General features: G+C 68.7%; 22 protein-coding genes and 1 tRNA gene. 17 read left to right on the top strand and 6 right to left on the bottom strand.

Annotation, left to right across the window (positions count from 1 at the left end; genetic code table 11):
* Window positions 1–7 precede the first annotated feature (7 nt).
* The 3 genes from ACWEKS_RS36370 (at window position 8) to ACWEKS_RS36360 (ending at window position 2,074) form a co-directional block, all read left to right on the top strand.
* Window positions 8–166, top strand: coding sequence for a hypothetical protein (locus tag ACWEKS_RS36370; RefSeq protein WP_326306468.1), 159 nt, complete (start codon window positions 8–10; stop codon window positions 164–166).
* A complete protein-coding gene (locus tag ACWEKS_RS36365; protein WP_452344299.1) occupies window positions 163–660 on the top strand; it encodes a hypothetical protein in 498 nt (165 codons plus the stop codon). The genes ACWEKS_RS36370 and ACWEKS_RS36365 overlap by 4 nt, the downstream gene beginning before the upstream one ends.
* A 109-nt stretch (window positions 661–769) precedes the next feature.
* On the top strand, window positions 770–2,074 hold the full coding sequence (locus tag ACWEKS_RS36360) for an FAD-binding oxidoreductase (RefSeq protein WP_452344298.1): 1,305 nt from the start codon (window positions 770–772) through the stop codon (window positions 2,072–2,074).
* A gap of 56 nt (window positions 2,075–2,130) precedes the next feature.
* Here ACWEKS_RS36360 and ACWEKS_RS36355 read toward each other — a convergent pair whose 3' ends face one another.
* The 3 genes from ACWEKS_RS36355 to ACWEKS_RS36345 all read right to left on the bottom strand — a co-directional run bounded on the left by ACWEKS_RS36355 (window position 2,131) and on the right by ACWEKS_RS36345 (window position 5,838).
* Window positions 2,131–3,771, bottom strand: coding sequence for a PH domain-containing protein (locus ACWEKS_RS36355; RefSeq protein WP_452344297.1), 1,641 nt, complete (start codon window positions 3,769–3,771; stop codon window positions 2,131–2,133).
* Window positions 3,768–4,274 carry a PH domain-containing protein gene (locus ACWEKS_RS36350; RefSeq protein WP_364606970.1) on the bottom strand — a complete coding sequence of 169 codons (507 nt, stop codon included), beginning with the start codon at window positions 4,272–4,274 and terminating at the stop codon, window positions 3,768–3,770. Before ACWEKS_RS36350 ends, ACWEKS_RS36355 begins: the two co-directional genes overlap by 4 nt.
* Window positions 4,275–4,362: 88 nt before the next feature.
* Complete coding sequence (locus ACWEKS_RS36345) at window positions 4,363–5,838, bottom strand: hypothetical protein (protein WP_452344296.1); 1,476 nt, start codon at window positions 5,836–5,838, stop codon at window positions 4,363–4,365.
* A 171-nt stretch (window positions 5,839–6,009) separates the two neighbouring features.
* Here ACWEKS_RS36345 and ACWEKS_RS36340 point away from each other — a divergent pair, with 171 nt between their 5' ends.
* From ACWEKS_RS36340 to ACWEKS_RS36310, 7 genes are all read left to right on the top strand, one after another.
* Window positions 6,010–8,697 (top strand): bifunctional FO biosynthesis protein CofGH, encoded by a 2,688-nt coding sequence (locus ACWEKS_RS36340; protein ID WP_452344295.1) that lies wholly within the window; start codon window positions 6,010–6,012, stop codon window positions 8,695–8,697.
* Window positions 8,698–8,931: 234 nt separating this feature from the next.
* The gene (fdxA, locus tag ACWEKS_RS36335; protein ID WP_040812194.1) at window positions 8,932–9,255 is read left to right on the top strand and encodes a ferredoxin; all 324 of its coding nucleotides are present in this window, start codon (window positions 8,932–8,934) and stop codon (window positions 9,253–9,255) included.
* 9 nt (window positions 9,256–9,264) lie between these two features.
* Window positions 9,265–10,371 (top strand): succinyldiaminopimelate transaminase, encoded by a 1,107-nt coding sequence (dapC, locus tag ACWEKS_RS36330; RefSeq protein ID WP_452344294.1) that lies wholly within the window; start codon window positions 9,265–9,267, stop codon window positions 10,369–10,371.
* A gap of 69 nt (window positions 10,372–10,440) precedes the next feature.
* Window positions 10,441–10,514 (top strand) — tRNA-Asp (locus tag ACWEKS_RS36325).
* 403 nt (window positions 10,515–10,917) lie between these two features.
* On the top strand, window positions 10,918–12,405 hold the full coding sequence (locus tag ACWEKS_RS36320; RefSeq protein ID WP_452344293.1) for a GMC oxidoreductase: 1,488 nt from the start codon (window positions 10,918–10,920) through the stop codon (window positions 12,403–12,405).
* 94 nt (window positions 12,406–12,499) lie between these two features.
* Window positions 12,500–14,137 (top strand): L-glutamate gamma-semialdehyde dehydrogenase, encoded by a 1,638-nt coding sequence (pruA, locus tag ACWEKS_RS36315; protein WP_452344292.1) that lies wholly within the window; start codon window positions 12,500–12,502, stop codon window positions 14,135–14,137.
* Window positions 14,134–15,093, top strand: coding sequence for a proline dehydrogenase family protein (locus ACWEKS_RS36310; RefSeq protein ID WP_452344291.1), 960 nt, complete (start codon window positions 14,134–14,136; stop codon window positions 15,091–15,093). Before pruA ends, ACWEKS_RS36310 begins: the two co-directional genes overlap by 4 nt.
* 83 nt (window positions 15,094–15,176) lie before the next feature.
* On the opposite strand, the gene ACWEKS_RS36305 is transcribed toward ACWEKS_RS36310, so the two are convergent.
* Window positions 15,177–16,040 (bottom strand): oxygenase MpaB family protein, encoded by an 864-nt coding sequence (locus tag ACWEKS_RS36305; protein WP_452344290.1) that lies wholly within the window; start codon window positions 16,038–16,040, stop codon window positions 15,177–15,179.
* Window positions 16,041–16,186: 146 nt separating this feature from the next.
* On the opposite strand from ACWEKS_RS36305, the gene ACWEKS_RS36300 reads away from it, so the two are divergent.
* Window positions 16,187–16,819: a TetR/AcrR family transcriptional regulator gene (locus ACWEKS_RS36300; protein WP_452344289.1), complete on the top strand. Its 633-nt coding sequence runs from the start codon at window positions 16,187–16,189 to the stop codon at window positions 16,817–16,819.
* Window positions 16,820–16,832: 13 nt separating this feature from the next.
* Here ACWEKS_RS36300 and ACWEKS_RS36295 read toward each other — a convergent pair whose 3' ends face one another.
* The gene (locus ACWEKS_RS36295; protein WP_452344288.1) at window positions 16,833–17,687 is read right to left on the bottom strand and encodes an oxygenase MpaB family protein; all 855 of its coding nucleotides are present in this window, start codon (window positions 17,685–17,687) and stop codon (window positions 16,833–16,835) included.
* Window positions 17,688–17,820: 133 nt separating this feature from the next.
* Between ACWEKS_RS36295 and ACWEKS_RS36290 the strand changes: the two genes are divergently transcribed.
* From ACWEKS_RS36290 to ACWEKS_RS36280, 3 genes are all read left to right on the top strand, one after another.
* The gene (locus tag ACWEKS_RS36290) at window positions 17,821–19,230 is read left to right on the top strand and encodes an acyl-CoA synthetase (RefSeq protein WP_452344312.1); all 1,410 of its coding nucleotides are present in this window, start codon (window positions 17,821–17,823) and stop codon (window positions 19,228–19,230) included.
* 34 nt (window positions 19,231–19,264) lie between these two features.
* Window positions 19,265–19,633, top strand: coding sequence for a PPOX class F420-dependent oxidoreductase (locus ACWEKS_RS36285; protein ID WP_452344287.1), 369 nt, complete (start codon window positions 19,265–19,267; stop codon window positions 19,631–19,633).
* Window positions 19,634–19,737: 104 nt separating this feature from the next.
* A complete protein-coding gene (locus tag ACWEKS_RS36280; protein ID WP_452344286.1) occupies window positions 19,738–20,052 on the top strand; it encodes a hypothetical protein in 315 nt (104 codons plus the stop codon).
* Window positions 20,053–20,111: 59 nt separating this feature from the next.
* Here the strand turns inward: ACWEKS_RS36280 and dapD are convergent, their stop codons facing one another.
* Window positions 20,112–21,074: a 2,3,4,5-tetrahydropyridine-2,6-dicarboxylate N-succinyltransferase gene (gene dapD / locus ACWEKS_RS36275; protein ID WP_452344285.1), complete on the bottom strand. Its 963-nt coding sequence runs from the start codon at window positions 21,072–21,074 to the stop codon at window positions 20,112–20,114.
* Between the two features lie 109 nt (window positions 21,075–21,183).
* On the opposite strand from dapD, the gene dapE reads away from it, so the two are divergent.
* From dapE to ACWEKS_RS36260, 3 genes are all read left to right on the top strand, one after another.
* Window positions 21,184–22,287, top strand: coding sequence for a succinyl-diaminopimelate desuccinylase (dapE, locus tag ACWEKS_RS36270; RefSeq protein ID WP_452344284.1), 1,104 nt, complete (start codon window positions 21,184–21,186; stop codon window positions 22,285–22,287).
* Between the two features lie 68 nt (window positions 22,288–22,355).
* Window positions 22,356–23,159, top strand: a complete 804-nt coding sequence (locus tag ACWEKS_RS36265) for an LOG family protein (RefSeq protein WP_452344283.1) — start codon at window positions 22,356–22,358, stop codon at window positions 23,157–23,159.
* Window positions 23,153–23,704, top strand: a complete 552-nt coding sequence (locus ACWEKS_RS36260) for an LOG family protein (RefSeq protein WP_452344282.1) — start codon at window positions 23,153–23,155, stop codon at window positions 23,702–23,704. Before ACWEKS_RS36265 ends, ACWEKS_RS36260 begins: the two co-directional genes overlap by 7 nt.
* Window positions 23,705–23,780 lie beyond the last annotated feature (76 nt).

Raw genomic sequence — 23,780 nt, 5'->3', positions numbered from 1 at the left:
TGAGGCTATGTACAACTGGGACCTGCAGAACGCGATCGCGGCGTTCGTCGAGAGCCAGCGCCCCTACTTCGAGTGGCAGCACGAGCTGTACCTCTCGGTGCTCTACGGCTTCGTGGACATGCAGAGTCAGCTGCTGACGCTGCTCGGATTCCCGCCGGTGCCGTGACGGCGGCCGTCGGTGCCCGGACGGGCGATGCGGTGATGGCGGCGGGACCGGCGCGCGGGGTGCTGACCGCGTTGATCGGCACGCTGCTGCTGGCCGACGCGGTGATCACGCTCGGGTTCGAGGTGCTGTTCCTGCCGATCTACGCCGGCCGGGCCCACATCCCGGAGCCGACGCCGGTGCTGGCCGCGGGCACCCTGGCCTCGAGCATGACCGACGGCGCGATCGCGGTGCCGCTCACGGCCCTGGCCGCCGCGGTGGTGAACGTGCTGCTGGTGATGGGCATGGGTGTGATCACCAAGCGGATCGGGGTGATGGCCCTGCCGATTCTGGTGTGGGTCCTGGGTTTCCTGATCTGCGCGGGTTTCAGTCCCAGCGGGTACGCCCTGCTCATGGGTGACTGGCCGACCATGCTGCTGCTCATCTGCGGTCTGCTGCCCGCGGGCATGTACCTCTACTACCGGGCGACCGTCCGCCTGGCCCGGACCGGAGCCTGACTGGGCCGTCCTGCGGTTTTTCGACCCTTTTCCTCCGCGCTGTCACACTTCGGCGCCCTGTCTCGTCCCCCTCGTGAATCGCAATCACGATCAGGAACGAGGGAAGACGATGGGATTCGACGAACTGCGCAATGCTGTCCGGGGCCGCGTCCTGGAGTCCGGTGACGCGGACTTCGAGCAGGCCGCGCAGCCGTGGAGCCTGGCCGTGACGCAGCCGGTGGCGGCGGTCGCCGAGGTCGCCGACGCCGCGGAGGTGGCGGCCGTGGTCCGCTACGCGGGTGCCGCGGGCCGTCCGGTGGTGACCCAGCCGACCGGGCACGGCGCGGCGGGCGGCATCGATACCGCGATCCTGCTGCGCACCGGCGCGCTGAACCGGCTCGAGATCGATCCGGTCGGGCGGGTGGCCCGGGTCGGTGCGGGCGTGCGGTGGGGGCGGGTGCAGGCGGCTGCGGCGGCGCACGGTCTGACCGGGCTCGCCGGCAGCAATCCGGTGGTCGGCGTGACGGGTTACACGCTGGGCGGCGGCAAGAGCTGGTTCGGCCGTAAGTACGGCTGGGCGTCGAATGCGGTGCGCGCCTTCGAGATCGTGGACGCCGAGGGCCGCCCGGCCCGGGTGACCGCGGACAGTGATCCGGATCTGTTCTGGGCATTGTCCGGTGGCGGTGGCGATTTCGCCGTGGTGACGGGCCTCGAGTTCGAACTCTTCCCGGCGCCGGGGCTGTACGGCGGCCGCATCACCTGGACCGCCGATCGGCTGCCCGAGGTGTGGGAAGCCTTCCGCGAGTTGACTTCTCGAGCCCCCGATGAGTTGTCGGTGTGGTTCAACCGTTTCCAGTTCCCGCAGGCGCCGGAGATGGTGGGCGTGGACCTCGCCTATCTGGGCGATCCGGAGCAGGGCCGGACCCTGGTGTCCGCGCTGGATCGGATCGGCGGCGCGCTCACCGATACGCGGGCCGCCCGGTCGCTGGCCGAGCTCGGCGACATCACCCAGGAGCCGGTCGATCCCAGCCCGGCCATCACCCGCGGCGAACTCCTCGACGACCTGTCCCCGGCGGCGGAGAAGATCATTCTCGGCGAATCCGTCGCACCGCTGGTCAGCGTTCAGGTCCGCCATCTGGGCGGCGCGCTGGCCCGCCCGGCCGCGGGTGCGCGCGGTGCGCTCTCGGACCGCTACCTCGTCTCCACCCTCGGCCTCGGTCTGCCCCACCTGCGAGAGGCGGTGCACGCCAGGACAAATGCGCTGGTGGCGGAGTTCGGCGCGCTGGTGACGGGCAAGAAGCCGTTCACCTTCCTGGCCCCCGGTGAGTCGGCCGCCGCGGCCTTCGACGCGGCGACCCTGGACCGCCTGCGCACGATCAAGCGTGAGCGAGACCCGCAGAACGTGATTCGCTCGAACTACCCGGTGCTCGGCTGATCGTGCTGAATTCCGGCTCGGCGGTGGAGCATTCGATCCGCCGCCGCGCCGTTCGGTCACCGCCCGGCGGGGGTGCCCAGCTGTCCGGGGGTGACCGCGCCGATCAGGGACCACGCCTGGTCGATCGGCAGGTCGATGACGCGGTAGCGCTTCTTGCCCGCGGCGGAGGCGGCCACGACCGTGGCCACGCCGGCGCGACGCTGGAACAGGGTCTGGCGGACGGTCCAGCCGATGACGCCGGGGGCCTCCAGGCAGTCGCGGTCGCGGTCCAGGCAGCCGCTGCGGGTGATGAGCCAGGCCGGTTTGCCGTCGGCGGCGGGGAGCACGGCGTGGCCGAGGCCGCGGTAGCGGTCCCGGGCGAGGGCGGCGGCGATGGGGGTGGCGATGGCGAGTGTGATCCACATCCAGAGCGGGATGTGGCCGCCCGCAAGGGAAATGACGAGCAGCAGCGCCGCGATGGCCGCGAGCGGACTCAGGGTGCGGGTGTAGCGGCGGCGGTGGGCGGCCGGGCCGTGGGGGACCAGCGGCACGGTCACCAGTGGGGGTACCGGCAGGGTGGCTTCGGCCGGAACGGCGGAGGTGCCCAGCAGATGGGCGAGGGTGCGGTGCACGGCGGTGCGGGGAGCCTGCGGCAGGATCTTCTGCCGCGGGCTGGTGCCGGTCATGATGGCTTCGAGTTCGGCGGCTCCGGCCAGGCGCAGCAGCAGGGGCTCGTTGACGGTCGCGCCGCGCAGGCGGGCCAGGTCGAGGGTGGTCTGACGGGTGGTGAACAGCCCGTGCCGGACGGTCAGGGTCTTCCCGTCGTCCAGTACCTTCAGGCCGAACCAGGTCATGAGGTAGCGCGCGCAGGCGGCGAGGCTGACCACCACGACCAGGATCACGACGAGCAGCGCGATCACCCCCGCGATGACGGTCGCGCTGCGGTGCCCGACATCCTGGACCGTTCCGGATCTCAGGAAGAGCTGGGCGAACCCGTACTGGAACGCCAGACCGACAACCGGCGCGATGATTGCGAAGCCGGTCAACGAGAGTGGCGCGTACCGCACCCAATCCGGTTGCCAGTGTGCGATTTCCACGACGGGGTGTCCGGGCGTCGCGTCCGGTGCTTCCCCTTCGGTCGTAACTGTCCGGGCATCAATGGATTCCGCGCCCGACCGGGTGTGTGCCAGCAGCGCGAGCCGCAGTTCCGGCACCAGTTTGGCATCCAGCGAGTCCAGTTTGAACTGTTCCCGCTTTTCCGCATGCTGCCCGGTGCCGATGGACAGCACCGCCAATCCGAGCACCCGGTGCAGCAGATCGGCCTGCACATCGACCGATCGGACCCGGTTGCGCGGCACCGAAAGTCGTTTGCGCTGAATCAGTCCGGTGCGCAGCTCCACATTGTCGGGGGTGATGCGATAGGTGGTGGTGAACCAGCGGGTGAGCGCGAAGCCGACGATGATCGCCACCACGGCCAGGCTCCACCCGGGATTGTCCCGGCTCGCGCCCGCCACCAGCGTGGCGATCAGCACCGGGATGAAGCGGATGAGCTCGGTGACCGGGTGGACCAGCAGCATGCGCTTGTCGAGCCGCTGCCAGTTCTCGGCGTCCGGGCCGAGGGGCGTCCCCGGCCCCGATCCCGCGGTGATCGGTGACAGCACTTCCGTCGGATAGGAATCCGGGAACACCTCCGGATCCGGCGGTGGCGGCTGGGTCATGTGGCGTCCCCCCGGTGCTGTGCGGCGATGGCGGTGAGCTGGGCGACGGTGTCACGCGCGTCGGCCAGGGCGAGCGCGCTGATGTGCACGGCCCCGGCCGAGGAGGCGGTGGTGACGGTGACGGTGGCCAGTCCGAGCAGCCGCTCCAGCGGTCCGCGGTAGGTGTCCACGGTCTGCACGCGGGTGATGGGCGCGACCCGGCTCTCCTGGGTGAACCAGCCGGTCCGGGTGTAGACGGCCTCGTCGGTGATCTCCCAGCGGTGCACGGCGTAGCGCCACAGCGGGATGGCCACGATGCTGAATATCGCTGCCAGCAGCACGATTCCGAACACCAGCGCCTGCAGGCCGCGCCGGTGTGTGTCGAACAGCGCCCAGACCCCCACTCCGAGGATCGGCACCACCCACGACAGCGCGGCGCTCAGCGCCCACAGCAGTTTGGCGCGTGGGCTGGGACGCCGCGACGGGTCGGCCAGGATGCCGCCGGGAGCGAGGGGCTGGGACATGCTGCCCATGCTTGCATGAATCCGGCCGCGGAGGCGGTTGTTACCGGATCGGACCGGACGCCCGGTTTTCCGCCGCGGCGTGGCTCCGCTACTTGGGCGTAATGCGGAACAGCCCCGTCGTGGTGCCCTGATATTGGATTCGGCCGGGAGCGATGGTGCCGACCATTTCCAGGGTGTCGTTCACGGTGGTCGCGCCGACGAACTGCTCGGTGTCGACCTTGCCGGTATCGGCGTCGATCACCGCGAAGCTGTAGTTGTCGGTCACCCCCGCGCTGCCGCTGCCCAGGCCGCTGCTGCTGCCACTGCCGAGGGCGCCGCTGCCGCTGCCGAGCAGGGAGTGCCGGGTGAAGGTGTAGATCTTGCCGTCCGCCACCGACAGTCGCGGCACCGCCGAGGAGGGCACGGTGTTGGTCCAGACCACGGTGCAGCCGGAACCGGTGACATCGATGCGGGTCATGCCGCCCGAGATCGGTGCGCTCGCGGGCTGACTGGTGCCGGCGTTGGGCGGCAGCGCCGGGTAGGGGTAGCCGTAGGTGCTGGCCACGAACACGCTGTTGCCCGAGCCGATGGGGGAGTTCTCGGTGCCGTCGATGGCGGGCACCGAGCACACCGGCCGGCCGGTGGCGGTGTCGAAGACGAGCAGGTTCTCCTTGGTGGCCGCGTTGTCGGTGATGGCCAGGTATTCGGTGCCGTCGCCGGGTCCGAAGAAGGTCGGCGTCGCGCCGGTGCCCCAGCTCAATTGGCCGGGCTTGCGGGCCGGACCGCGGTCGTAGGCCTGCCGCCACACGATCTGCGGGTTGCCGCTGCCGTCCACGTTCAGCAGGTACAGCGCGTGGTCGGTGGCCACGGCCATGCCCTGGGGCGCGGTGGCGATGCTGTTGGCCACGTTCTCGCCGGGCGCGAGCACGATCGAATGCGCGGTGCCGTCGGTGTTGACGAATCCGGCCGCGGCGCTGTCGGTGGCGAACCACACCCGGCCCTGGTAGTCGGGGGACACCGAACTGACCGCGTCGCAGGTGCCGCCGCCGCAGTGTCCGGTGACCGCCTGTGTCACATCGGTTTTCGAGGCGATCGACAGTGACCAGGAGCCGTCGGAGCCGCGCTGGTGCCCGATCCGTAGCAGGCTGCCCGAGCCGTCCACGGTGACCATCTGGTCGTGGTTGTCCAGGTAGGCGTAGACCCCGCCGAGCAGGCTGCCCTTGGTCAGGTCGAGGTGCGCGAGGGTGTTGCCGTTGTTCGGATCCAGCAGCAGCACTTCCGGCGCGCGGTCGGTGATCTTCGTGCACAGCGCCTGCGGGAAGCCGTCCGCGCCCTGCAGGATCGTCGGGCAGGCCGCGCCCTCCTCGTGGAAGTCCGCGTTGACGCCGCCGGTGCCGACGCCGGGCAGTGGCGTGGTGTCGGAGGCCTCGGCGTCGCCGTGCATGGTCGCGGTGCCCACCGGTCCCAGGTACGGATTGGCGGGCGGCACCGGTCCGAATGCGGAGGCGGCGCCGGTGGCGATGGTCAGCAGGGCAGCGGCGCCCAGGCCGGCGACGACAGCGGCGCGGCGGATTTTCGCGAGCACGAAGGTCTCCCTCTTCTTCTGCGAAGTGGACGCCCGCGAGGCTATTTCATCGGAACCGAGATTTGAATAGATGAACTCGAGGATGCGAATAATCAACTCGGAATACCGGACGTGGGCGGCAGGTTGGCTCGTTCCATGGCACCCGAGTCGGAACAGCCGGATGGATGGCGCATGATCGAGACCGTGACGGATCTATCGAACCCGAGCCTGCCGCCGAGGCGCACCAGCAGTTCGGCTGCGCCCACGGGTTCCGCCATGCCCGATGGTTCCGCTGTGCGCACCGATACTGCCGTGCCCACCGATTCCGCGATGCGCCGCGCGCTGCGCCGGGCTCGCGACGGTGCGACCCTGAATCTCGACGAGGCCGTGGTGCTGTTGCACGCGCGCGGCGCCGATCTGGAGGATCTGTGCGCGTCGGCCGCGCGGGTGCGGGATGCCGGGCTGCGGGAGTCCGGCTATGCCGGTGAGGTGCTGCCGATCACCTACTCCCGCAAGGTTTTCATCCCCATCACGCATCTGTGTCGCGACCGCTGCCACTACTGCACCTTCGTCACCGTGCCCGGCAAGCTGCGCGCGCAGGGCAAGGGCATGTACATGGAGCCGGACGAGATTCTCGAGGTCGCCCGGCAGGGCGCCGAACTCGGTTGCAAGGAAGCGCTTTTCACCCTGGGTGACCGCCCGGAGGAGCGCTGGCCAGAGGCGCGGAAGTGGCTCGACGAGCGCGGCTACGACTCCACCCTGGATTACGTGCGCGCCATGGCGATTCGCGTACTGGAGGAGACCGGCCTGCTGCCGCATCTGAATCCCGGCGTGATGAGCTGGGCGGAGCTGTCGCGGCTCAAGCCGGTGTCGCCGTCCATGGGCATGATGCTGGAGACCACCTCGACGCGGCTGTTCACCGAACCCGGTCAGGCGCACTACGGTTCGCCGGACAAGGACCCGGCGGTGCGGCTGCGCGCGCTCACCGACGCCGGACGCCTGTCGGTGCCGTTCACCACCGGCATCCTGGTGGGCATCGGCGAGACCGTGGTCGAGCGCGCCGAGTCGATTCTCGCGATCCGCAAGGTGCACAAGGCTTTCGGGCACGTGCAGGAAGTCATCGTGCAGAACTTCCTGGCCAAGCAGGACACCGCCATGCGCCACAGCCCGGATGCCGGGATGGAGGAGTTCCGGGCCGCCATCGCCGTGACCCGGCTGCTGATGGGGCCGAAGATGCGCATCCAGGCGCCGCCGAATCTGGTGTCGCTGGAAGAATGCCGGGCGCTGCTGGCGGCGGGTATCGACGACTGGGGCGGGGTCTCGCCACTCACCCCCGACCATGTGAATCCGGAACGGCCGTGGCCGAATCTGGAGACCCTCGCGCAGATCACCGCCGACTGCGGCTATGTCCTCACCGAGCGCATCACCGCCCACCCGAAGTATGTGCTGGCGGGCCCTCCGTGGATCGATCCGCGGATTTCCGAACATGTTGCGGCACTGATGGATCCGAAGACCGGCCTGGCCGCCGATGTGAAGCCGTCCGGCCTGCCCTGGCAGGAGCCCGACCAGGATTGGGAATCGGCCGGCCGCATCGACCTGCACACCGCCATCGACGCCGAGGGCCGCCTGACCGAATCCCGCAGCGACGCGGGGATTGCCGATGATTCACTAGGAGCGTTCGGCGACTGGGAGAGCATCCGCGAGCAGGTGCTCGAGCTGGCCGGTTCCGCCCCGGAGCGTGTCGGCGCCGACGTGATGGCCGCCCTGCGCGCCGCCGAGCGGGACCCCGCGGGCCTGACCGACGACCAGTACCTGGCCCTGGCCACCGCCGACGGCCCGGCCCTGGAGGCCGTGACCGCGCTGGCCGACCAGCTGCGCCACGATGCCGTGGGCGACGAGGTCACCTACATCGTCAACCGGAACATCAACTTCACCAACATCTGCTACACCGGCTGCCGCTTCTGCGCGTTCGCGCAGCGCAAGGGCGATGCCGATGCCTTCAGCCTGAGCCCGGCCGAGGTCGCCGACCGCGCCTGGGAGGCCTGGGTCGAGGGCGCGACCGAGATCTGCATGCAGGGCGGCATCGATCCCGAGCTGCCGGTCACCGGCTACGCGGATCTGGTGCGCGCCATCAAGGCTCGCGTCCCCGGGATGCACGTGCACGCGTTCAGCCCGATGGAGATCGTCAATGGCGCGTCCCGCAGTGGGCAGTCGGTGCACGACTGGCTGTCGGCGCTGAAAGAGGCCGGGCTGGACAGCATTCCGGGCACCGCCGCCGAGATCCTGGACGACGAGGTGCGCTGGGTGCTGACCAAGGGCAAGCTGCCCGCCTCGGCCTGGGTGGATGTCGTCACCACCGCGCACCGGCTGGGCCTGAGCTCCAGCTCGACCATGATGTACGGCCACGTGGACAATCCCGCGCACTGGGTGGCCCACCTGCGCGTGCTGCGCGGAATTCAGGACGAGACCGGTGGTTTCACCGAATTCGTGCTGCTGCCGTTCGTGCACCAGAGCGCCCCGCTCTACCTCGCGGGCGCCTCCCGGCCCGGCCCGACCGTGCGGGAGAATCGGGCCGCGCACGCGCTGGCGCGGATCATGCTGCACGGCCGGATCGAGAATATTCAGACCAGCTGGGTCAAACTTGGTATCACCGGAACCCGGCTCATGCTGAACGGCGGCGCCAACGACCTCGGTGGCACGCTGATGGAGGAAACCATCTCCCGTATGGCCGGTTCCGAACATGGATCAGCCAAGACGGTCGAGGAACTGACGGAGATCGCGTCGGGTATCGGCCGCCCGGTCCGGCAGCGCACCACCACCTACGGTGTGCCGCCGACCCGCTCGCTCGCCCGCCTCTCCGCGACTTCGGCGGACGGCTGAGAGCCGTTGGAGTCGCGCACCCGTGCCGGCGGTCAGGTGGGCGTCTGAATTTCGGACGTGCCCGACGAGGTGCCGCCGGCGCAACGAGATCGGTTGTCGCGTTCCGAATGCCTGCCCGGGGTGTGACGGAGGGCGGCAGTTAGGGCAGGCTTTGCAGGAGTAATGTTGTCGGGCCGGGATAGGGTTTTGCCGGGCGGAGTATCCCGTATGTGAGGACAGACTAGGAGAGCGGCAGTGCCGTACATCATCGCTGAACCGTGCGTTGACGTGAAGGACAAGGCGTGCATCGAGGAATGCCCCGTGGACTGCATCTACGAGGGTGGCCGCATGCTGTACATCCAACCGGACGAGTGCGTGGACTGTGGTGCATGTGAACCGGTCTGCCCGGTGGAAGCGATCTTCTACGAAGACGACACCCCGGATCAGTGGGCCGGTTACGTCAACGCCAATGTCGACTTCTTCGACGACCTGGGTTCGCCGGGTGGCGCCACCAAGGTCGGCAAGGTCGACTACGACCCGCCGTTCATCGCCGCGCTGCCGCCGATGGCCAGCGAGTAGGACGAGCATTTGACCGCGCGTGGCCGGGTCAGCGCTCTGCTACCCGATTTCCCCTGGGACACCATCGCTTCCGTGAAGGCGAAGGCGGCGTCGCATCCGGACGGCATCGTCGACCTCTCGGTCGGGACACCGGTCGATCCGGTGGATCCGCTGATCCGCACGGCACTCTCGGCGGTGGCGGAGGTGCCGGGCTACCCGACCACGCACGGTACGCCCGAATTGCGCGAAGCCGTTGTCGCGGCGCTGAAGCGGCGATTCGGGATCACGGGGGTGGACCCGGCGGCGGTGCTGCCGGCCATCGGCACCAAGGAGCTCATTGCCGGGCTGCCGCGGCTGCTCGGCCTGGGATCGCAGGATCTGGTCGTCATCCCCGAGGTCGCCTACCCGACCTACGAGGTGGGCGCGCTGCTCGCCGGGGCTCGTTATGTGCGCGCCGACGGCACCACGCAGCTCGGCCCGGAGCGTCCCGCGCTGATCTTCCTCAACTCGCCGTCGAATCCGACCGGCAAGGTGCTGGGCGTCGACCACCTGCGCAAGGTGGTGCAGTTCGCCCGCGAGCGCGGGGCCATCGTCGCCTCGGACGAGTGCTACCTGGGGCTGGCCTGGGAGGGTCGCGCGGTGTCGATCCTCGACCCCGAGGTCAGCGACGGTGACCACACCGGCCTGCTCGCCATCCACTCACTGTCCAAGACCTCGAATCTGGCCAGTTACCGGGCCGGTTTCGTGGCCGGTGATCCGGCGCTCGTGGCGGAGCTGCTGGAGGTGCGCAAGCACTCCGGCATGATGCTGCCCTTCCCGATCCAGGCGGCCATGACCGCGGCCCTCGGCGATGACGCGCACGAGGTTCAGCAAAAGGACCGCTACCGGGCGCGGCGGGTCGTGCTGCGAGATGCCTTGCAGCGCGCGGGATTCCGGATCGACGACTCGGAGGCGGGTCTGTACCTGTGGTCGACGCGCGGCGAGGAATGCCGCACGACCCTGGATTGGCTGGCCGAGCGCGGCATCCTGGCGGCCCCCGGCGAGTTCTACGGCCCGCGCGGCAATCAGCATGTGCGCATTGCCCTTACCGCCACGGACGAACGAATCACCGCGGCCGCTGATCGTCTGACCAGCTGATTTCCCGTTACCACCGGGCCCGTGATAGCGTCTACGACGTTGCAAGGCCCGGTGGCCGAGCGATTGCAAGGCCCTGTGGCGCAGTTGGTTAGCGCGCCGCCCTGTCACGGCGGAGGTCGCGGGTTCGAGTCCCGTCAGGGTCGCAGTGTTCCGCCTCGCGGTTCCGCCTCCCCGCATCTTCAGCGGGCGGCCTGGGAGCCGTTTACTGCTGGCAATCCGTGCTGGCGCTTGGGGGCAATCCGATTGTGGCCGTCCCCGGGGAGTTACCCCATCTCGCGAAATCGGTTGTCGCCTCCCTAATTTTGCCCAAAACTGACACACGTTCTCTTCACAACCTCTATAACAGGTTCTCATCGCAACTCGATGAGGAGTCTTTCAGTGCGTGGTCTGTCTTATGAAACCCCCGGTAAGAGTGTCCATGGCAGCAATGTCAGCCGGCGCGGGTTCCTAGCTGCAACAGGTGTCATTCTGGGGGCGGCTGCGCTACTACCGAAGGCGCCTCTGGCCCGGGCGCTACCCACGGGATCGATCAATGACGGTGACACGATGCCGATCCTGGTCATCGGCACCGGCTACGGCGGCGCGGTCGCGGCGCTGCGGCTCGCGCAGGCCGGGCAGAACGTGATCATGGTCGAGAAGGGCATGTCCTGGACCCAGCCCGGGTCCGACGGCAAGGTCTTCTGCAACATGCTGAATCCCGACGGCCGGTCCTTCTGGCTGCGCACCGAGACCGACCAGCCGATCAACCACTTCATGGGCGCGCCCTACAACAAGTCCATCTCCAAATACACCGGTGTGCTGGATTCCGAGCAGTTCAGCGGGATCCGGATCTACCAGGGCCGCGGCGTGGGCGGCGGCTCGCTGGTCAACGGCGGTATGGCGGTGACGCCCAAGCAGGAGAACTTCGCCAGCATCCTGCCGTCGGTGGACGCCGGCTCGATGTACAGCACCTACTACCCGCGCGCCAATGCCGGGCTGAAGGTGAACAACATCGACCAGACCTGGTTCCAGGGCGCGGACTGCTATCAGTTCGCGCGGGTCGGCATCAAGCAGGCGCAGCGGTCCGGGTTCGCGTACACCTTCGTGCCCAATGTCTACGACTTCAACTACATGAAGCAGGAGCAGGCCAGCACCGCCCCGCGGTCGGCGCTCAACGCCGAGGTCATCTACGGCAACAACTACGGCAAGAACTCGCTGGACAAGACCTATCTGGCGGCGGCGTCGGGCACCGGCAAGGTGACCATCGTGCCGCAGCACGTGGTCACCACCGTGTCGCCGGCCAATGGCGGCGGCTACTCGGTGTCGATGAACCAGATCGATACCAGCGGCAACACCGTCAAGGCGAAAACCGTTACGGCGCAGAAGGTCTTCTTCGCGGCCGGCAGTGTCGGCACCAGCAAGCTTCTGGTTACCCAGAAGGCAACCGGCAAGCTGGGCAATCTGCCGGACTCGATCGGCGCCGGCTGGGGCAACAACGGCAATGTCATGGTGGCCCGGCAGAACCAGGCCTGGGACGCCACCGGCAGCCTGCAGTCCTGCATCCCCTGCGTCGGCATCGACAACTGGGCCGACAGCGGCGGCCCGGCCTTCGCAGAGGTGTCGCCGTTCCCGGCCGGCATCGAGACCTTCGCCAGCCTGTACCTGGCCATCACCAAGAACCCCAATCGCGGCGCCTTCTCCTACAACTCGGGAACCGGTGGCGTGGACCTGAACTGGCAGACCGCCTGGAACCAGCCCAGCATCGATTGCGCCAAGCGCATCTTCGACAAGATCAACAGCAAGGAAGGCACCATCTACCGGACCGACCTGTTCGGCGAATACAAGACCTGGGGCGACGATTTCGCCTATCACCCGCTCGGCGGCTGCGTGCTGAACGTGTCCACCGACAACTACGGGCGGCTCACCCAGTACCCGGGCCTGTACGTCATCGACGGCTCCCTGATTCCGGGCCTCACCACCGTCAACCCGTTCGTCACGATCACCGCGCTCGCGGAACGCAATATCGAGACGATCATTTCGCAGGACTTCCACTGAGGAAGCGGCCCCGCCGACGGAGAAATTCCGTCGGCGGGGCCGGCCGGGGCGTGTTCGTTCCGGTCGGGCAGCGGCGATCGCGTTAGCCTTGGATATGGACGCTGTCACGGTTGTCCCTGCTCCCGGCAATGAACCGGTGCACACCTATGCCCCCGGCAGTCGCGAACGCGAGCTGCTGGCCGGCAGGCTCGCCGCTCTCGCCGCCGACCCCGTGGATGTGCCGCTCGTCATCGGCGGCAAGCATCAGCCCGGTGGCGGCGAGCGGCACACCATCGTGATGCCGCACCGGCACCGCCAGGCACTCGGGACCTACACCCACACCACCCACGACGAAGCGCGCGCGGCCATCGCGGCGGCGACGGCCGCCGCGCCCGGCTGGCAGGCCATGCCCTTCGAGGAACGGGCCGCCATTCTGCTGCGGGCCGCCGACCTGCTGGCCGGGCCCTGGCGCGAGACCCTGGCCGCCGCCACCATGCTCGGCCAGTCGAAAACGGTGCAGCAGGCCGAAATCGACGCACCCTGCGAGCTGGTGGACTTCTGGCGCTTCAATGTCGCCTTCGCCCGGCAGATTCTGGCGGTTCAGCCGGAATCGGCTGCGGGCGTGTGGAATCGGATGGACTACCGGCCCCTGGAGGGCTTCGTCTACGCCATCACGCCGTTCAACTTCACCGCCATCGCCGGGAACCTGCCCACCGCGCCCGCGCTCATGGGCAATACCGTCGTCTGGAAACCTTCCTCGGCACAGACACTTTCGGCGTACTACACGATGAAGCTGCTGGAGGAGGCGGGCCTGCCGCCCGGGGTCGTCAATATGGTGACCGGCAGCGGTGCGCAGCTCTCGGAGGTGGCGCTGGCCGATCCGCGGCTGGCGGGCATCCACTTCACCGGTTCCACCCGCACCTTCCAGTACCTGTGGCAGAGCGTCGGCTCGAATATCGGCCACTACCACGGATATCCGCGGCTGGTGGGGGAGACCGGCGGGAAGGACTTCATCCTCGCTCACCCGTCCGCCGACCCGGATGCCTTGCGCACGGCCATGATTCGCGGTGCCTACGAATACCAGGGGCAGAAATGCTCGGCCGCCTCGCGCGCCTATATCGCCCGGTCGGTGTGGCAGCGCATGGGGCAGGACTTCCTGTCCGAGGTGGAGTCGCTGACCTACGGCGATGTCGCCGATCTGTCGAATTTCGGTGGGGCCGTGATCGACAACCGTGCCTACGACAAGTGCGTGGCCGCCATCGAGAAGGCGAAGGACCGGGGGCTCACGGTCCCCGCGGGCGGTGGCTACGACGACAGCGAGGGCTGGTTCGTCCGGCCGACCGTGCTGCTCGGCGAGGACCCGGGCGACGATGCCTTCGCCACCGAGTACTTCGGGCCCATTCTGTCGGTGTACGTCTACGACGACAGCGCCCCCGACTCGTTCGCCGAGATCCTCGAGGTGGTGGACGGGACCTCGCCCTACGCTCTCACCGGCGCGATCTTCGCCCGCGACCGGAAGGCCGTGGAAACCGCCGCGGACGCACTGCGATTCGCCGCGGGCAACTTCTACATCAACGACAAGCCCACCGGCGCGGTGGTCGGGCAGCAGCCCTTCGGCGGGGCCCGCGCCTCCGGCACCGACGACAAGGCGGGCTCCTACCTCAACCTGCTGCGCTGGGTCGCGCCCCGCACGCTCAAGGAGACCTTCGTTCCACCGACCGACTACCGCTACCCACACATGGAGACGCGATGAATCCGCTGCGGCCCGCGATCCTGGCCGCGGCCGGATCGTCGCGGATGAAGGACGCCATCACCCGGGTGCCGGCCACCGCCGCGGTGGTCCGGCGGTTCGTGGCCGGGGAGACCCGGGCCGAGCTGGTCCCGGTGGCGCGGGAGCTGCTGGCGAGCGGCCGCGCGGTGAGCGTCGACTTCCTGGGCGAGTACACCATCGAACATGCCCAGGCCGATGCCGCGGTGGCGGAATACCTTTCGCTCATCGACGATCTGGCCGAGGCCGACCAGATGAGGCCCGGCGGGCACACCGACATTCCCCGGGTGGAGGTCTCGCTCAAGCTGTCGGCGCTCGGCCAGTCGCTGGGGCAGGAGGGGCCGGCCATCGCCGCGGAGAACCTGCACAAGCTGTGCGCCAAGGCCGTCGAGCGCCACGTCTGGGTGACCGTCGACGCCGAGGACCACACCACCACCGCCGGCACGCTGGAGGCGGTCCGCCAGGCCCGCGCCGAATTCCCCTGGCTCGCCGTCGCTTTGCAGACGTACCTGCGTCAGGCCGAGGGCCGCGCCCGCGACCTGGCCGCCGACGGCACCCGAGTCCGCCTCTGCAAGGGCGCGTACCAGGAACCGGCGACCGTCGCCTATCAGCGCCGCGCCGAGGTCGACATCTCCTACCTGCGCTGCCTCGATGTCCTCTTTCGCAGCGCCTGGTACCCCATGATCGCCTCCCACGACCCGGCCATGATCGACGCGGCCCTCGCCCTCGCCATCGAAAACCACCGCAACCCCGGTGATTTCGAGTTCCAGATGCTCTACGGCATCCGCGACGCCGAACAGCGCCGCCTTGTCGCGGACGGCCACTCGCTGCGCGTCTACATCCCCTACGGCACCCAGTGGTACGGCTACCTCATGCGCCGCCTCGCCGAACGCCCCGCCAACCTCGGCTTCTTCCTCCGCGCCCTAGCCGACCGCGTCTGAGAATTCGCGGTCGCGGGTCGTTCCCGGCGCTCCCCCCTGGACGGGGTTTCAGGGGTGACACCCCTGAGAGCCCGAGAGTTGGTTCAGACCAGGGGGCGGCCGAGGCGGCGGCGGAGGCGCATGTCGGCGAGGTAGAAGTTGTAGGGGAACAGGCGGATCGGGGTGGGCATGCGGGTCCAGATCGCGGAGATCAGGCGCAGGAAGCCGGCGAAGATGCGCTCGTCGCGGGGGGACCAGGTCATGGCCATCTCCTCGCGCAGGTGCGGGGGGAGCAGGGCGGTGACGATGAAGCGATGCAGGCCGCCCAGGGTGATCTGCAGGGGCCAGGGCAGCATCTTCAGGTCGGTGAGGTCGTTGAAGTACTTGCGGGTGGGACCGTCGATCGACTTGGCCGCGAGGTTCTCCTCCCAGTACACGTAGAACTCGTCGCGGGTGGCGGGCCACATCTCGGGACGCATCTGCAGGGTGGTGCCCAGCCGCGCGCAGTACTGGTAGAAGGCTTCCGCCAGTTCGGGATTCATGGGGCCGCGCATGCGGTGGTAGAGGTCGTCGACGCCCCAGTAGAGGCAGGCCGCCACCCACAGCTGCAGCTCGGGGTCGAAGGCGTTGTACTTGACCGCGCTGCCGGGCTTGGAGTGGACGCTGCGGTGCGAGCGGTTCACGGCCTCGCGGTAGTCGCGGCGATCGTCGTCGTTCCCGAGCAGTGCGACCGACAGATAGGTGAGGGTGGTGCGCAGCCGCTTGATCGGGTGCAGCGTCACCTTGCCACTGTCGACGTCGCTCTCCATGACGCCGTACGCGACGGGTTTCAGCGACAGCTGCATGACGACATTGGCCGCGCCGCCGAGGAAGGCCGCGACACCGTCGATGTGCTCACGCACGGATTCCGGGGTCATCGGCTCGTAGGCCGGCGGGAACTCGTCGAACTTGCGCAGGGGGGCGGTCATCCTTGACTCGGCTCCTCGTCGTCACTCCTCGCCCATGAGGAGAGTGTGAGAAATTTCGCCACTCACCCTCTCATCGTGGTGTGGTCATGTCAATGTGCGAAGATTAGTGCCTCACCGTTTCTTTGCGACCGGAAAGGGCCCGGACCATGGCCAAACTGGCCAAACTGCTGCCGCTCGTCCGCGGATCCGGCCCCGAGGATCACAATCAGGCCAAGGTCCTCGATGCCGCGCTCATGGCGTTCCTGGACTTCGGTATCAAACGCACCAGCATGGTGGAGGTCGCTCGCCGTGGCGGGCTGTCGCTGGCCACCCTCTACCGCCGATTCGCGGGCAAGAACGATCTCATCCAGGCCGTCGGGCTGCGTCAGGCCCGCCAGCTCGTCGAGGACATCGACGCCGCGGTGCAGGTTCCGGTCGAACGCGACGCCAGCGCCGAGGAGCAGATCACCGTCCTGTTCATCGCGTTCATCGAGGGCCTGCGCGGCAATCAGCTGCTGGGCCGCCTGCTCAAGACCGAACCCGAGGTGGTGCTGCCCTATCTGACCGTGCAGGGCGCGCCGGTCATCGAACTCGGGCGCGATTACCTTGCCGAGTTCATCGCCCGCCTGCAGGCGGAAGACAAACTGCCGCAATACGATCCGCTGCCGCTGGCCGAGATCATCGCGCGCGCGGCGCTGTCGCTGGCGCTGACGCCGCAGACGGTCATTCCGCTCGACGACCCTGTCGCGCTGCGACAGTTCGCTCGCGACCACATCATTCCCGGATTCCGGATCCTCTGACCCGCACCGGGTTTCACACCAGCCGCAGGCCCAGCCGGCGCCGCAGACGCATATCGGTGAGATAGACGTTCAGCGGGAAGGCCCGCAGTGACGGCGGCACGACCGATTCGGCCGCACCGGCCAGCCGCAGCATCCGGGCCAGCGCGCGGTCCTGCCGCGGCGTCCAGGTCATGCCCATCTCGTCGCGGAGATGCGGTGGCAGCAGGCCGGTCACGAAGAAGCGGTGTACGCCGCCGAAGGCCAGCTGGAACGGGCGGGGCAGCATCTTCAGGTCGATGAGATCCTCGAAGTAGGCCCGGATCTTGGGGTCGATGCGGGTCTTGGCGAGGTTCTCGTCCCAATAGCGGTCGAAGGCGGCGCGATCGGCGGGCCACATGTCCGGGCGCACCTGCAGCGTGGTGCCGAGCCTTGCGGCGTGGAGGTAGAAGGCGTCGGCGGCGTAGTCGTCCATGGGTCCGTGCATGCGCTCGTAGAGATCACGCGCACCCCAGTACAGGCAGGCCGCGACCCAGAGCTGCAGCCGGGGGTCGAAGGCGTTGTACTTCACGGTGCTGCTCATGCTGGACCGGACGTACTTGTGTACGGAATCGACGGCCTCCCGATAGGCCGCGCGGTCTTCCTCGGTGCCCAGCAGGGCCACGGCCAGGTAGGTGAGGGTGGTGCGCAGCCGTTTGAGGGGATGGACCATGACATTCCCGGATTCCACCGGGCTCTCCACCACGCCGTAGCCGACCGGCGGGTGGGAGAGCTGCATGATCACGTTCGCCGCCGCGCCGAAGAAGCCCGCCGCACCGTCCAGATAGCGGCGGACGTCGATCTCCGGTGCGGGGGCTGCGGATTCGAACCGGTCGGGCAGCGGCCTGGTCATCGTCGACCACATCCTCGGGTGAGAAAGTTATATAGAAACTTTCTTACCCACTCGGGTCCCCTGTCAACCGGCTCGGCGGGTTCGCAAGCGATTCGTTGCCGAGCGGCTCCGGTAGCGTGGGCCCGTGTCGCCGCTGTTGCTGAGCTCGTTGAACCCGGCCGCCATCGCCGCCGGAGCCGATATCCCGGATGCCGTCACCATCGACGGGGAGACGTTGTCGCGCAGTGATCTGCTCGGCGCGGCCACCTCCGTCGCCGAACGCGTGGCCCAGGCGCGCCGGGTAGCCGTGCTGGCCGAACCGACCGTGACCACCGTGCTCGCCGTGGTGGGCTGCCTGATCGCCGGGGTGACCGTGGTGCCGGTGCCGCCGGACTCGGGTAGCGCGGAACTGGCGCACATCCTGCGGGATTCGGGTGCACAGGCCTGGCTGGGCAAGGCTCCCGAGGGCTCCGAGCTGCCGGTGATCCCGGTGCGCAAGCACGCGCGGTCCTGGCATCGATACGCCGAACCCGCTGGGAAGGCAACGGCTTTCATCCTCTACACCTCCGGCACCACCGGCGCGCCGAAGGGCGTGATGCTCAGTCGCGACGCCATCGCGGCGGGCCTGGACGCGCTCATCGAGGCATGGGGCTGGACCTCGAAAGATGTTCTGGTGCACGGTCTTCCGCTGTTCCACGTGCACGGCCTGATCCTCGGTGTGCTGGGCCCGCTGCGGGCCGGCAGCCCGCTCGTCCACACCGGCAAGCCCACCCCGAAGGCGTACGCCGACGCGCACGGCACCATGTACTTCGGCGTGCCCACCGTGTGGTCGCGAATCACCGAAGATCCCGACGCTGCAAGGGAATTGGCGAAGGCGCGGATCCTGATCTCCGGCAGCGCGCCGCTGCCCGTGCCGGTGTTCCAGCGGCTCGCCGAGCTTACCGGGCACGCTCCGATCGAGCGCTACGGCATGAGCGAAACCATGATCACCCTCTCCACGAGGCCCGACGGCGAACGCCGCCCGGGCTGGGTCGGCACCCCGGTCGCGGGCGTCGAGACCCGGCTGCGCGACGAGGCGGGCGACCCGGTGCCGCACGACGGGGAGAGCGTCGGCGGACTCCAGGTGCGCGGCCCCATGCTCTTCGACGGCTATCTGAACAAGCCCGAGGTCACCGCCGAGAACTTCACCGCCGACGGCTGGTTCCGGACCGGCGACGTGGCGGTCATCGATGCCGAGGGCTTCCACCGCATCGTGGGCCGGGAATCGGTGGACCTGATCAAGTCCGGCGGCTATCGCATCGGCGCGGGCGAGATCGAGACCGCGCTGCTGGGGCATCCGGCGGTGGCCGAGACCGCGGTCGTCGGCGTCCCCGACGACGATCTGGGGCAGCGCATCGTCGCCTATGTCGTGCTCCGGCCCGGGGCGGGCGCGGCGATCGCCGACGAGCTCATCGCCCATGTGGCGGGCGAACTTTCGGCGCACAAGCGGCCGCGCGAGGTACGCGTGGTGGACGGCCTGCCGCGCAATGCCATGGGCAAGGTCCAGAAGAAACTGCTGTCTTGACCTCGAGTGCACTCGAGGTCCTACCGTGATCGGTATGACCGCATCTCTGTCGCCCGCCCAGATCGAGTACCTGAACAGCCAGCGACTGGGGCGGCTGGCCACCATCCGTCCCGACGGCGCACCGCAGAACAATCCGGTGGGCTTCCGCTACAACGCGGCCCTGGGCACCATCGACATCGGTGGACGCGATCTGGGCGCGAGCCAGAAGTTCCGCAATCTGCTGAAGGAGGAGCGGGTCGCCTTCGTGGTCGACGATGTCCCCTCCGTCGACCCCTGGACGGTGCGGTGCCTCGAAATCCGCGGCACCGCGCAGGCGTTGCGGGGCGTGGAGCCGTGGTACCCGGGCCTGTCCCCGGAGCTGATCCGCATCACCCCCGAACGGGTCATCGCCTTCGGCCTCTGACACCGGAGTTCCGGTGCCGGAGGTTTCGGGGTCTCGTCGGGTCGATGAGCGAACGTCTAGCTTACGTGAAGCGAAACAGTCACGTTCCCAAGGAGATCCGCTCGATGCACACCTCTCTGCGCACCACCGTGGCGGCCGCCGCCGTCTTCGCCGGCCTGCTCGCTCCCGCCGCCGCGGCCACCGCCGATGCGCTGCCCCTCACCCCCATGCAGCAGCCGACCGAGCAGATCGCCGGCACCACCGGCACCGGCTCGGTGAACACCGGGCCCACCGGCACCGGATCCTTCGACCCGTCGTCCACCGGCTCGTCGAACCTGATCAAGGCCTTCCAAACCGGGTCGGGCCAGTGCAACTCCGGCAGCATCCCGTTCCCCGTCATGGACGGCTCCGCGGCGCCCTGGTGCGGCCTCTACCACTGAGCGCGAAATGACGAAAACCCCTGCGGCGCAAGCCGGCAGGGGTTGTCGCGGCACTGGAGTCAGTCGTTGGCGTGCAGCGCCGCGTTCAGCTCGATGCCGGTGCCCTTGCGGGGCCGGACCTCGACCGCGCCGGTCAGCGAGTTGCGGATGAACAGCAGGTTCGACTTGCCCGACAGCTCACCGGCCTTCACGACCGTGCCGTCCGGCAGCGCGACCTTGGTGCCGGCGGTGACGTACAGTCCCGCCTCCACCACGCAGTCGTCGCCGAGCGAGATGCCCAGGCCCGAGTTCGCGCCCAGCAGGCAGCGCTCACCGAGCGAGATGACCTGCTTGCCGCCGCCGGACAGGGTGCCCATGATGGACGCGCCGCCGCCGACGTCGGAGCCGTCGCCGACCACCACACCGGCCGAGATCCGGCCCTCCACCATGGAGTTGCCGAGCGTGCCGGCATTGAAGTTGACGAAGCCCTCGTGCATGACCGTGGTGCCCGAGGCCAGGTGCGCGCCCAGCCGCACCCGGTCGGCGTCGGCGATGCGCACCCCCGACGGCAGCACGTAGTCGACCAGGCGCGGGAACTTGTCCACGCCGTACACGGTGACCGGGCCGCGGGCGAGCAGCTTGAGCCGGGTCAGCTCGAATTCCTCGTTGGAGCAGGGGCCGTGGTTGGTCCACACCACATTGGCCAGCAGGCCGAAGATGCCGTCCAGGTTCGCGCCGTGCGGGCGGATCAGCCGGTGCGAGATCAGGTGCAGACGCAGGTACGCGTCGTGCGTGTCGATCGGCGCGGCGGCCAGGTCGGCGATGACGGTGCGCACCGCGACGACCTCCACGCGGCGTGCCTCGTCGGTGCCGACCGACGCGGCGAACTTCGCGAATTCGGGATCCGAGGCATCGAGCCGGACGGTGCCGACCTCGTCGGCGGAGAAGGTCCCGAGGCTGGGATACGGGTACCAGGTGTCCAGGACTGTGCCGTTGACGGTGATGGTGGCTAGGCCGACTGCAGATGCTCCCTGTGTACTCACGTCCTCCTACGTTACCGGGCTGTGAATTCATACCGAATGCGGTGCCGATTTGTGCCAACGCAGCGACCGTGCGGAGAACGGAGGTAATTCCTCCTTTATGGTGGATCGAGTGACCATCGATCTGAGTGCCGATCCCATTTCACTCACCGCCGCGCTCGTGGACATTCCGAGCGTGTCGAAGAACGAGAAGGTCATCGCCGACATCGTCGAAACGGCGCTGCACGAACAGACCACCGGATTCGAAATCCTGCGGCACGGCAATACCGTGCTGGCGCGCACCAATCGGGGGCTGCCCACCCGGGTCATTCTCGCCGGACATCTGGACACCGTGCCCATCGCTGACAATGTCCCCGGCCGCTTCGAGACCACCGCGGACGGCGAACGGCAACTGTGGGGTTGCGGCAGCGTCGACATGAAGTCCGGTGACGCGGTCTTCCTGCACCTGGCGGCCACCGTGGCCGATCCGGTCCACGACCTGACCCTGATCTTCTACGACTGCGAGGAGATCGCGGCCGAGTTCAACGGCCTGGGCCGCATCGAGCGCGAACTGCCCGAGTGGCTCGCGGGCGATCTGGCCATTCTCGGCGAGCCCTCCGGCGGCTGGATCGAGGCCGGCTGCCAGGGCACCCTGCGGGTGCGGCTGACCACCTCCGGCGTGCGTGCGCACACCGCGCGAGCCTGGCTGGGGGACAACGCCATTCACCGTCTCGCCCCGATCCTGGAGCGGCTGGCCCGCTACCGGGCGCGCGCGGTCGAGATCGACGGCTGCACCTACCGCGAGGGCCTGTCCGCGGTCCGCGTCGAGGGCGGCGTGGCCGGCAATGTGGTGCCGGACGTGGCCACCGTGGACGTGAACTTCCGCTTCGCCCCCGACCGCACCCTGGATCAGGCCACCGAGCACGTGCGTGAGGTATTCGCCGGTCTGGAACTGGATTTCGAGCGTACCGACGGCGCGCCCGGCGCGCTGCCCGGCCTGTCCAATCCGGCTGCCAAGGACCTGATCGAGATCGTGCATGCGCACGGCAGCGGCGGCGTCCGCGCCAAGTACGGCTGGACCGATGTCTCGCGGTTCGCCGCCCGCGGCATCCCGGCCGTCAATTTCGGCCCGGGCGACCCGAATCTGGCGCACAAGCGCGACGAGCACCTGCCCGTCGACCAGATCACCCAGGTGACGTCGATGCTGCGCAGTTACCTCACCGGCGTCAAAGGCTGAGCAGTTGTTCAACACCCCGCTGATCGAGCGACCGGCGGGGGTCACCCGCTGCCTGTACGGTTGGCTGCATGTCTGCTGACGCCGAGTACGAGGGTGTGCGCTCGCCCAAGACGCCACGATTCCGCGGGCCGATCATGCTGCGGCGGGATCGCAAGAAGGGCATAGGCACCACCGATCAGCATCTGCTGGACGAGCGCGGCCCGGCCGACTGGGTGCACACCGACCCCTGGCGTGTACTGCGCATCCAGGCCGAATTCGTCGAGGGCTTCGGCGCTTTGGCGGAGGCGCCGGCCGCGGTGGCGGTCTTCGGCTCCGCCCGCACCCCCGCCGAGTCGGCCGAGTACCAGGCCGGCATGGCCATCGGAAGTGCCTTGGCCCGAGCGGGTTTCGCGGTCATCACCGGCGGCGGACCGGGCGCCATGGAGGCGGCCAACCGGGGCGCGTCGGAGGCGGGCGGATACTCCATCGGCCTCGGTATCGAGCTGCCCTTCGAGCAGCACCTCAACGAGTGGGTCGACCTCGGCATCAACTTCCGGTACTTCTTCGCGCGCAAGACCATGTTCGTGAAGTACGCCCAGGCATTCGTCTGCCTCCCTGGCGGTTTCGGCACCCTCGACGAACTGTTCGAGGCGCTGACCCTGGTGCAGACCCGCAAGATCACCCGCTTCCCGATCATCCTGTTCGGCACCAAATACTGGGCGGGACTGATGGATTGGATGCGCGACTCGCTGCTCGGCTCGGCCAAGGTCGCCCCCGGCGACCTGGGGCTGCTGCACGTCACCGACAGTGTGGACGAGGTGGTGCGGATCGTGGCGGAGGCCGCGCAGGCTCGCCGCGAGCTGGACGAGGCGGGCGTGGAGGACCAGTGGTGAGCACCGCCTACGCGGTCTGCGTGTACTGCTCGGCCAGCGTGGACGATCCGGTGGCGCTCGATCTGGCCACCCGGGTCGGCGACGAGATCGGCCGTCGCGGTTGGCAATTGGTGTCCGGCGGCGGCAATGTGTCCATGATGGGCGCGGTCGCGCAGGCGGCCCGGGCCGCCGGGGCCAGGACCGTCGGGGTGATCCCCAAGAAGCTGGTGCACCGCGAGGTCGCCGACACCGACGCCGACGAGCTGATCGTCACCGACACCATGCGCGAGCGCAAACAGGTCATGGACGACCGCGCCGACGCCTTCCTGACCCTGCCCGGCGGCATCGGCACGCTCGAGGAACTCTTCGAGACCTGGACCGGGGCCTACCTGGGCGTGCACGCCAAGCCGGTGGTGGTGCTCGATCCGCAGGACCACTACGCGGGCCTGTTCGAGTGGGTCGAGGGCCTGCGGCTGCGCGGGTACGCGGGCCGCGACGCGGTCGATCGGGTGCTGGTGACCAAGGACTTCGACTCCGCTTTCGAGGCGCTGCGTCCCGGCCGTTGAGAAACCGAATGGTTTCACTCGACAAGATCGGGCGAATCGGTAAGGGTGACATCGGGGGACGTGAGCGCGAGGAGCA

This window comes from Nocardia sp. NPDC004711, assembly GCF_053601595.1.
Note: the sequence above shows the minus strand (reverse complement) of the source record. Positions and strands in the feature narration are given on the sequence as shown.

Coding starts and splice junctions, on each gene's coding strand:
- ACWEKS_RS36300 (WP_452344289.1), top strand. CDS start 16,187: ATGGCCAAACTGGCCAAACTGCTGCCGCTCGTCCGCGGATCCGGCCCC.
- ACWEKS_RS36265 (WP_452344283.1), top strand. CDS start 22,356: ATGTCTGCTGACGCCGAGTACGAGGGTGTGCGCTCGCCCAAGACGCCA.
- ACWEKS_RS36295 (WP_452344288.1), bottom strand. CDS start 17,687: ATGACCAGGCCGCTGCCCGACCGGTTCGAATCCGCAGCCCCCGCACCG.
- pruA (WP_452344292.1), top strand. CDS start 12,500: ATGGACGCTGTCACGGTTGTCCCTGCTCCCGGCAATGAACCGGTGCAC.
- ACWEKS_RS36355 (WP_452344297.1), bottom strand. CDS start 3,771: ATGACCCAGCCGCCACCGCCGGATCCGGAGGTGTTCCCGGATTCCTAT.
- ACWEKS_RS36350 (WP_364606970.1), bottom strand. CDS start 4,274: ATGTCCCAGCCCCTCGCTCCCGGCGGCATCCTGGCCGACCCGTCGCGG.
- ACWEKS_RS36320 (WP_452344293.1), top strand. CDS start 10,918: ATGCCGATCCTGGTCATCGGCACCGGCTACGGCGGCGCGGTCGCGGCG.
- ACWEKS_RS36360 (WP_452344298.1), top strand. CDS start 770: ATGGGATTCGACGAACTGCGCAATGCTGTCCGGGGCCGCGTCCTGGAG.
- ACWEKS_RS36280 (WP_452344286.1), top strand. CDS start 19,738: ATGCACACCTCTCTGCGCACCACCGTGGCGGCCGCCGCCGTCTTCGCC.
- ACWEKS_RS36370 (WP_326306468.1), top strand. CDS start 8: ATGTACAACTGGGACCTGCAGAACGCGATCGCGGCGTTCGTCGAGAGC.
- ACWEKS_RS36305 (WP_452344290.1), bottom strand. CDS start 16,040: ATGACCGCCCCCCTGCGCAAGTTCGACGAGTTCCCGCCGGCCTACGAG.
- ACWEKS_RS36285 (WP_452344287.1), top strand. CDS start 19,265: ATGACCGCATCTCTGTCGCCCGCCCAGATCGAGTACCTGAACAGCCAG.
- ACWEKS_RS36340 (WP_452344295.1), top strand. CDS start 6,010: ATGATCGAGACCGTGACGGATCTATCGAACCCGAGCCTGCCGCCGAGG.
- ACWEKS_RS36310 (WP_452344291.1), top strand. CDS start 14,134: ATGAATCCGCTGCGGCCCGCGATCCTGGCCGCGGCCGGATCGTCGCGG.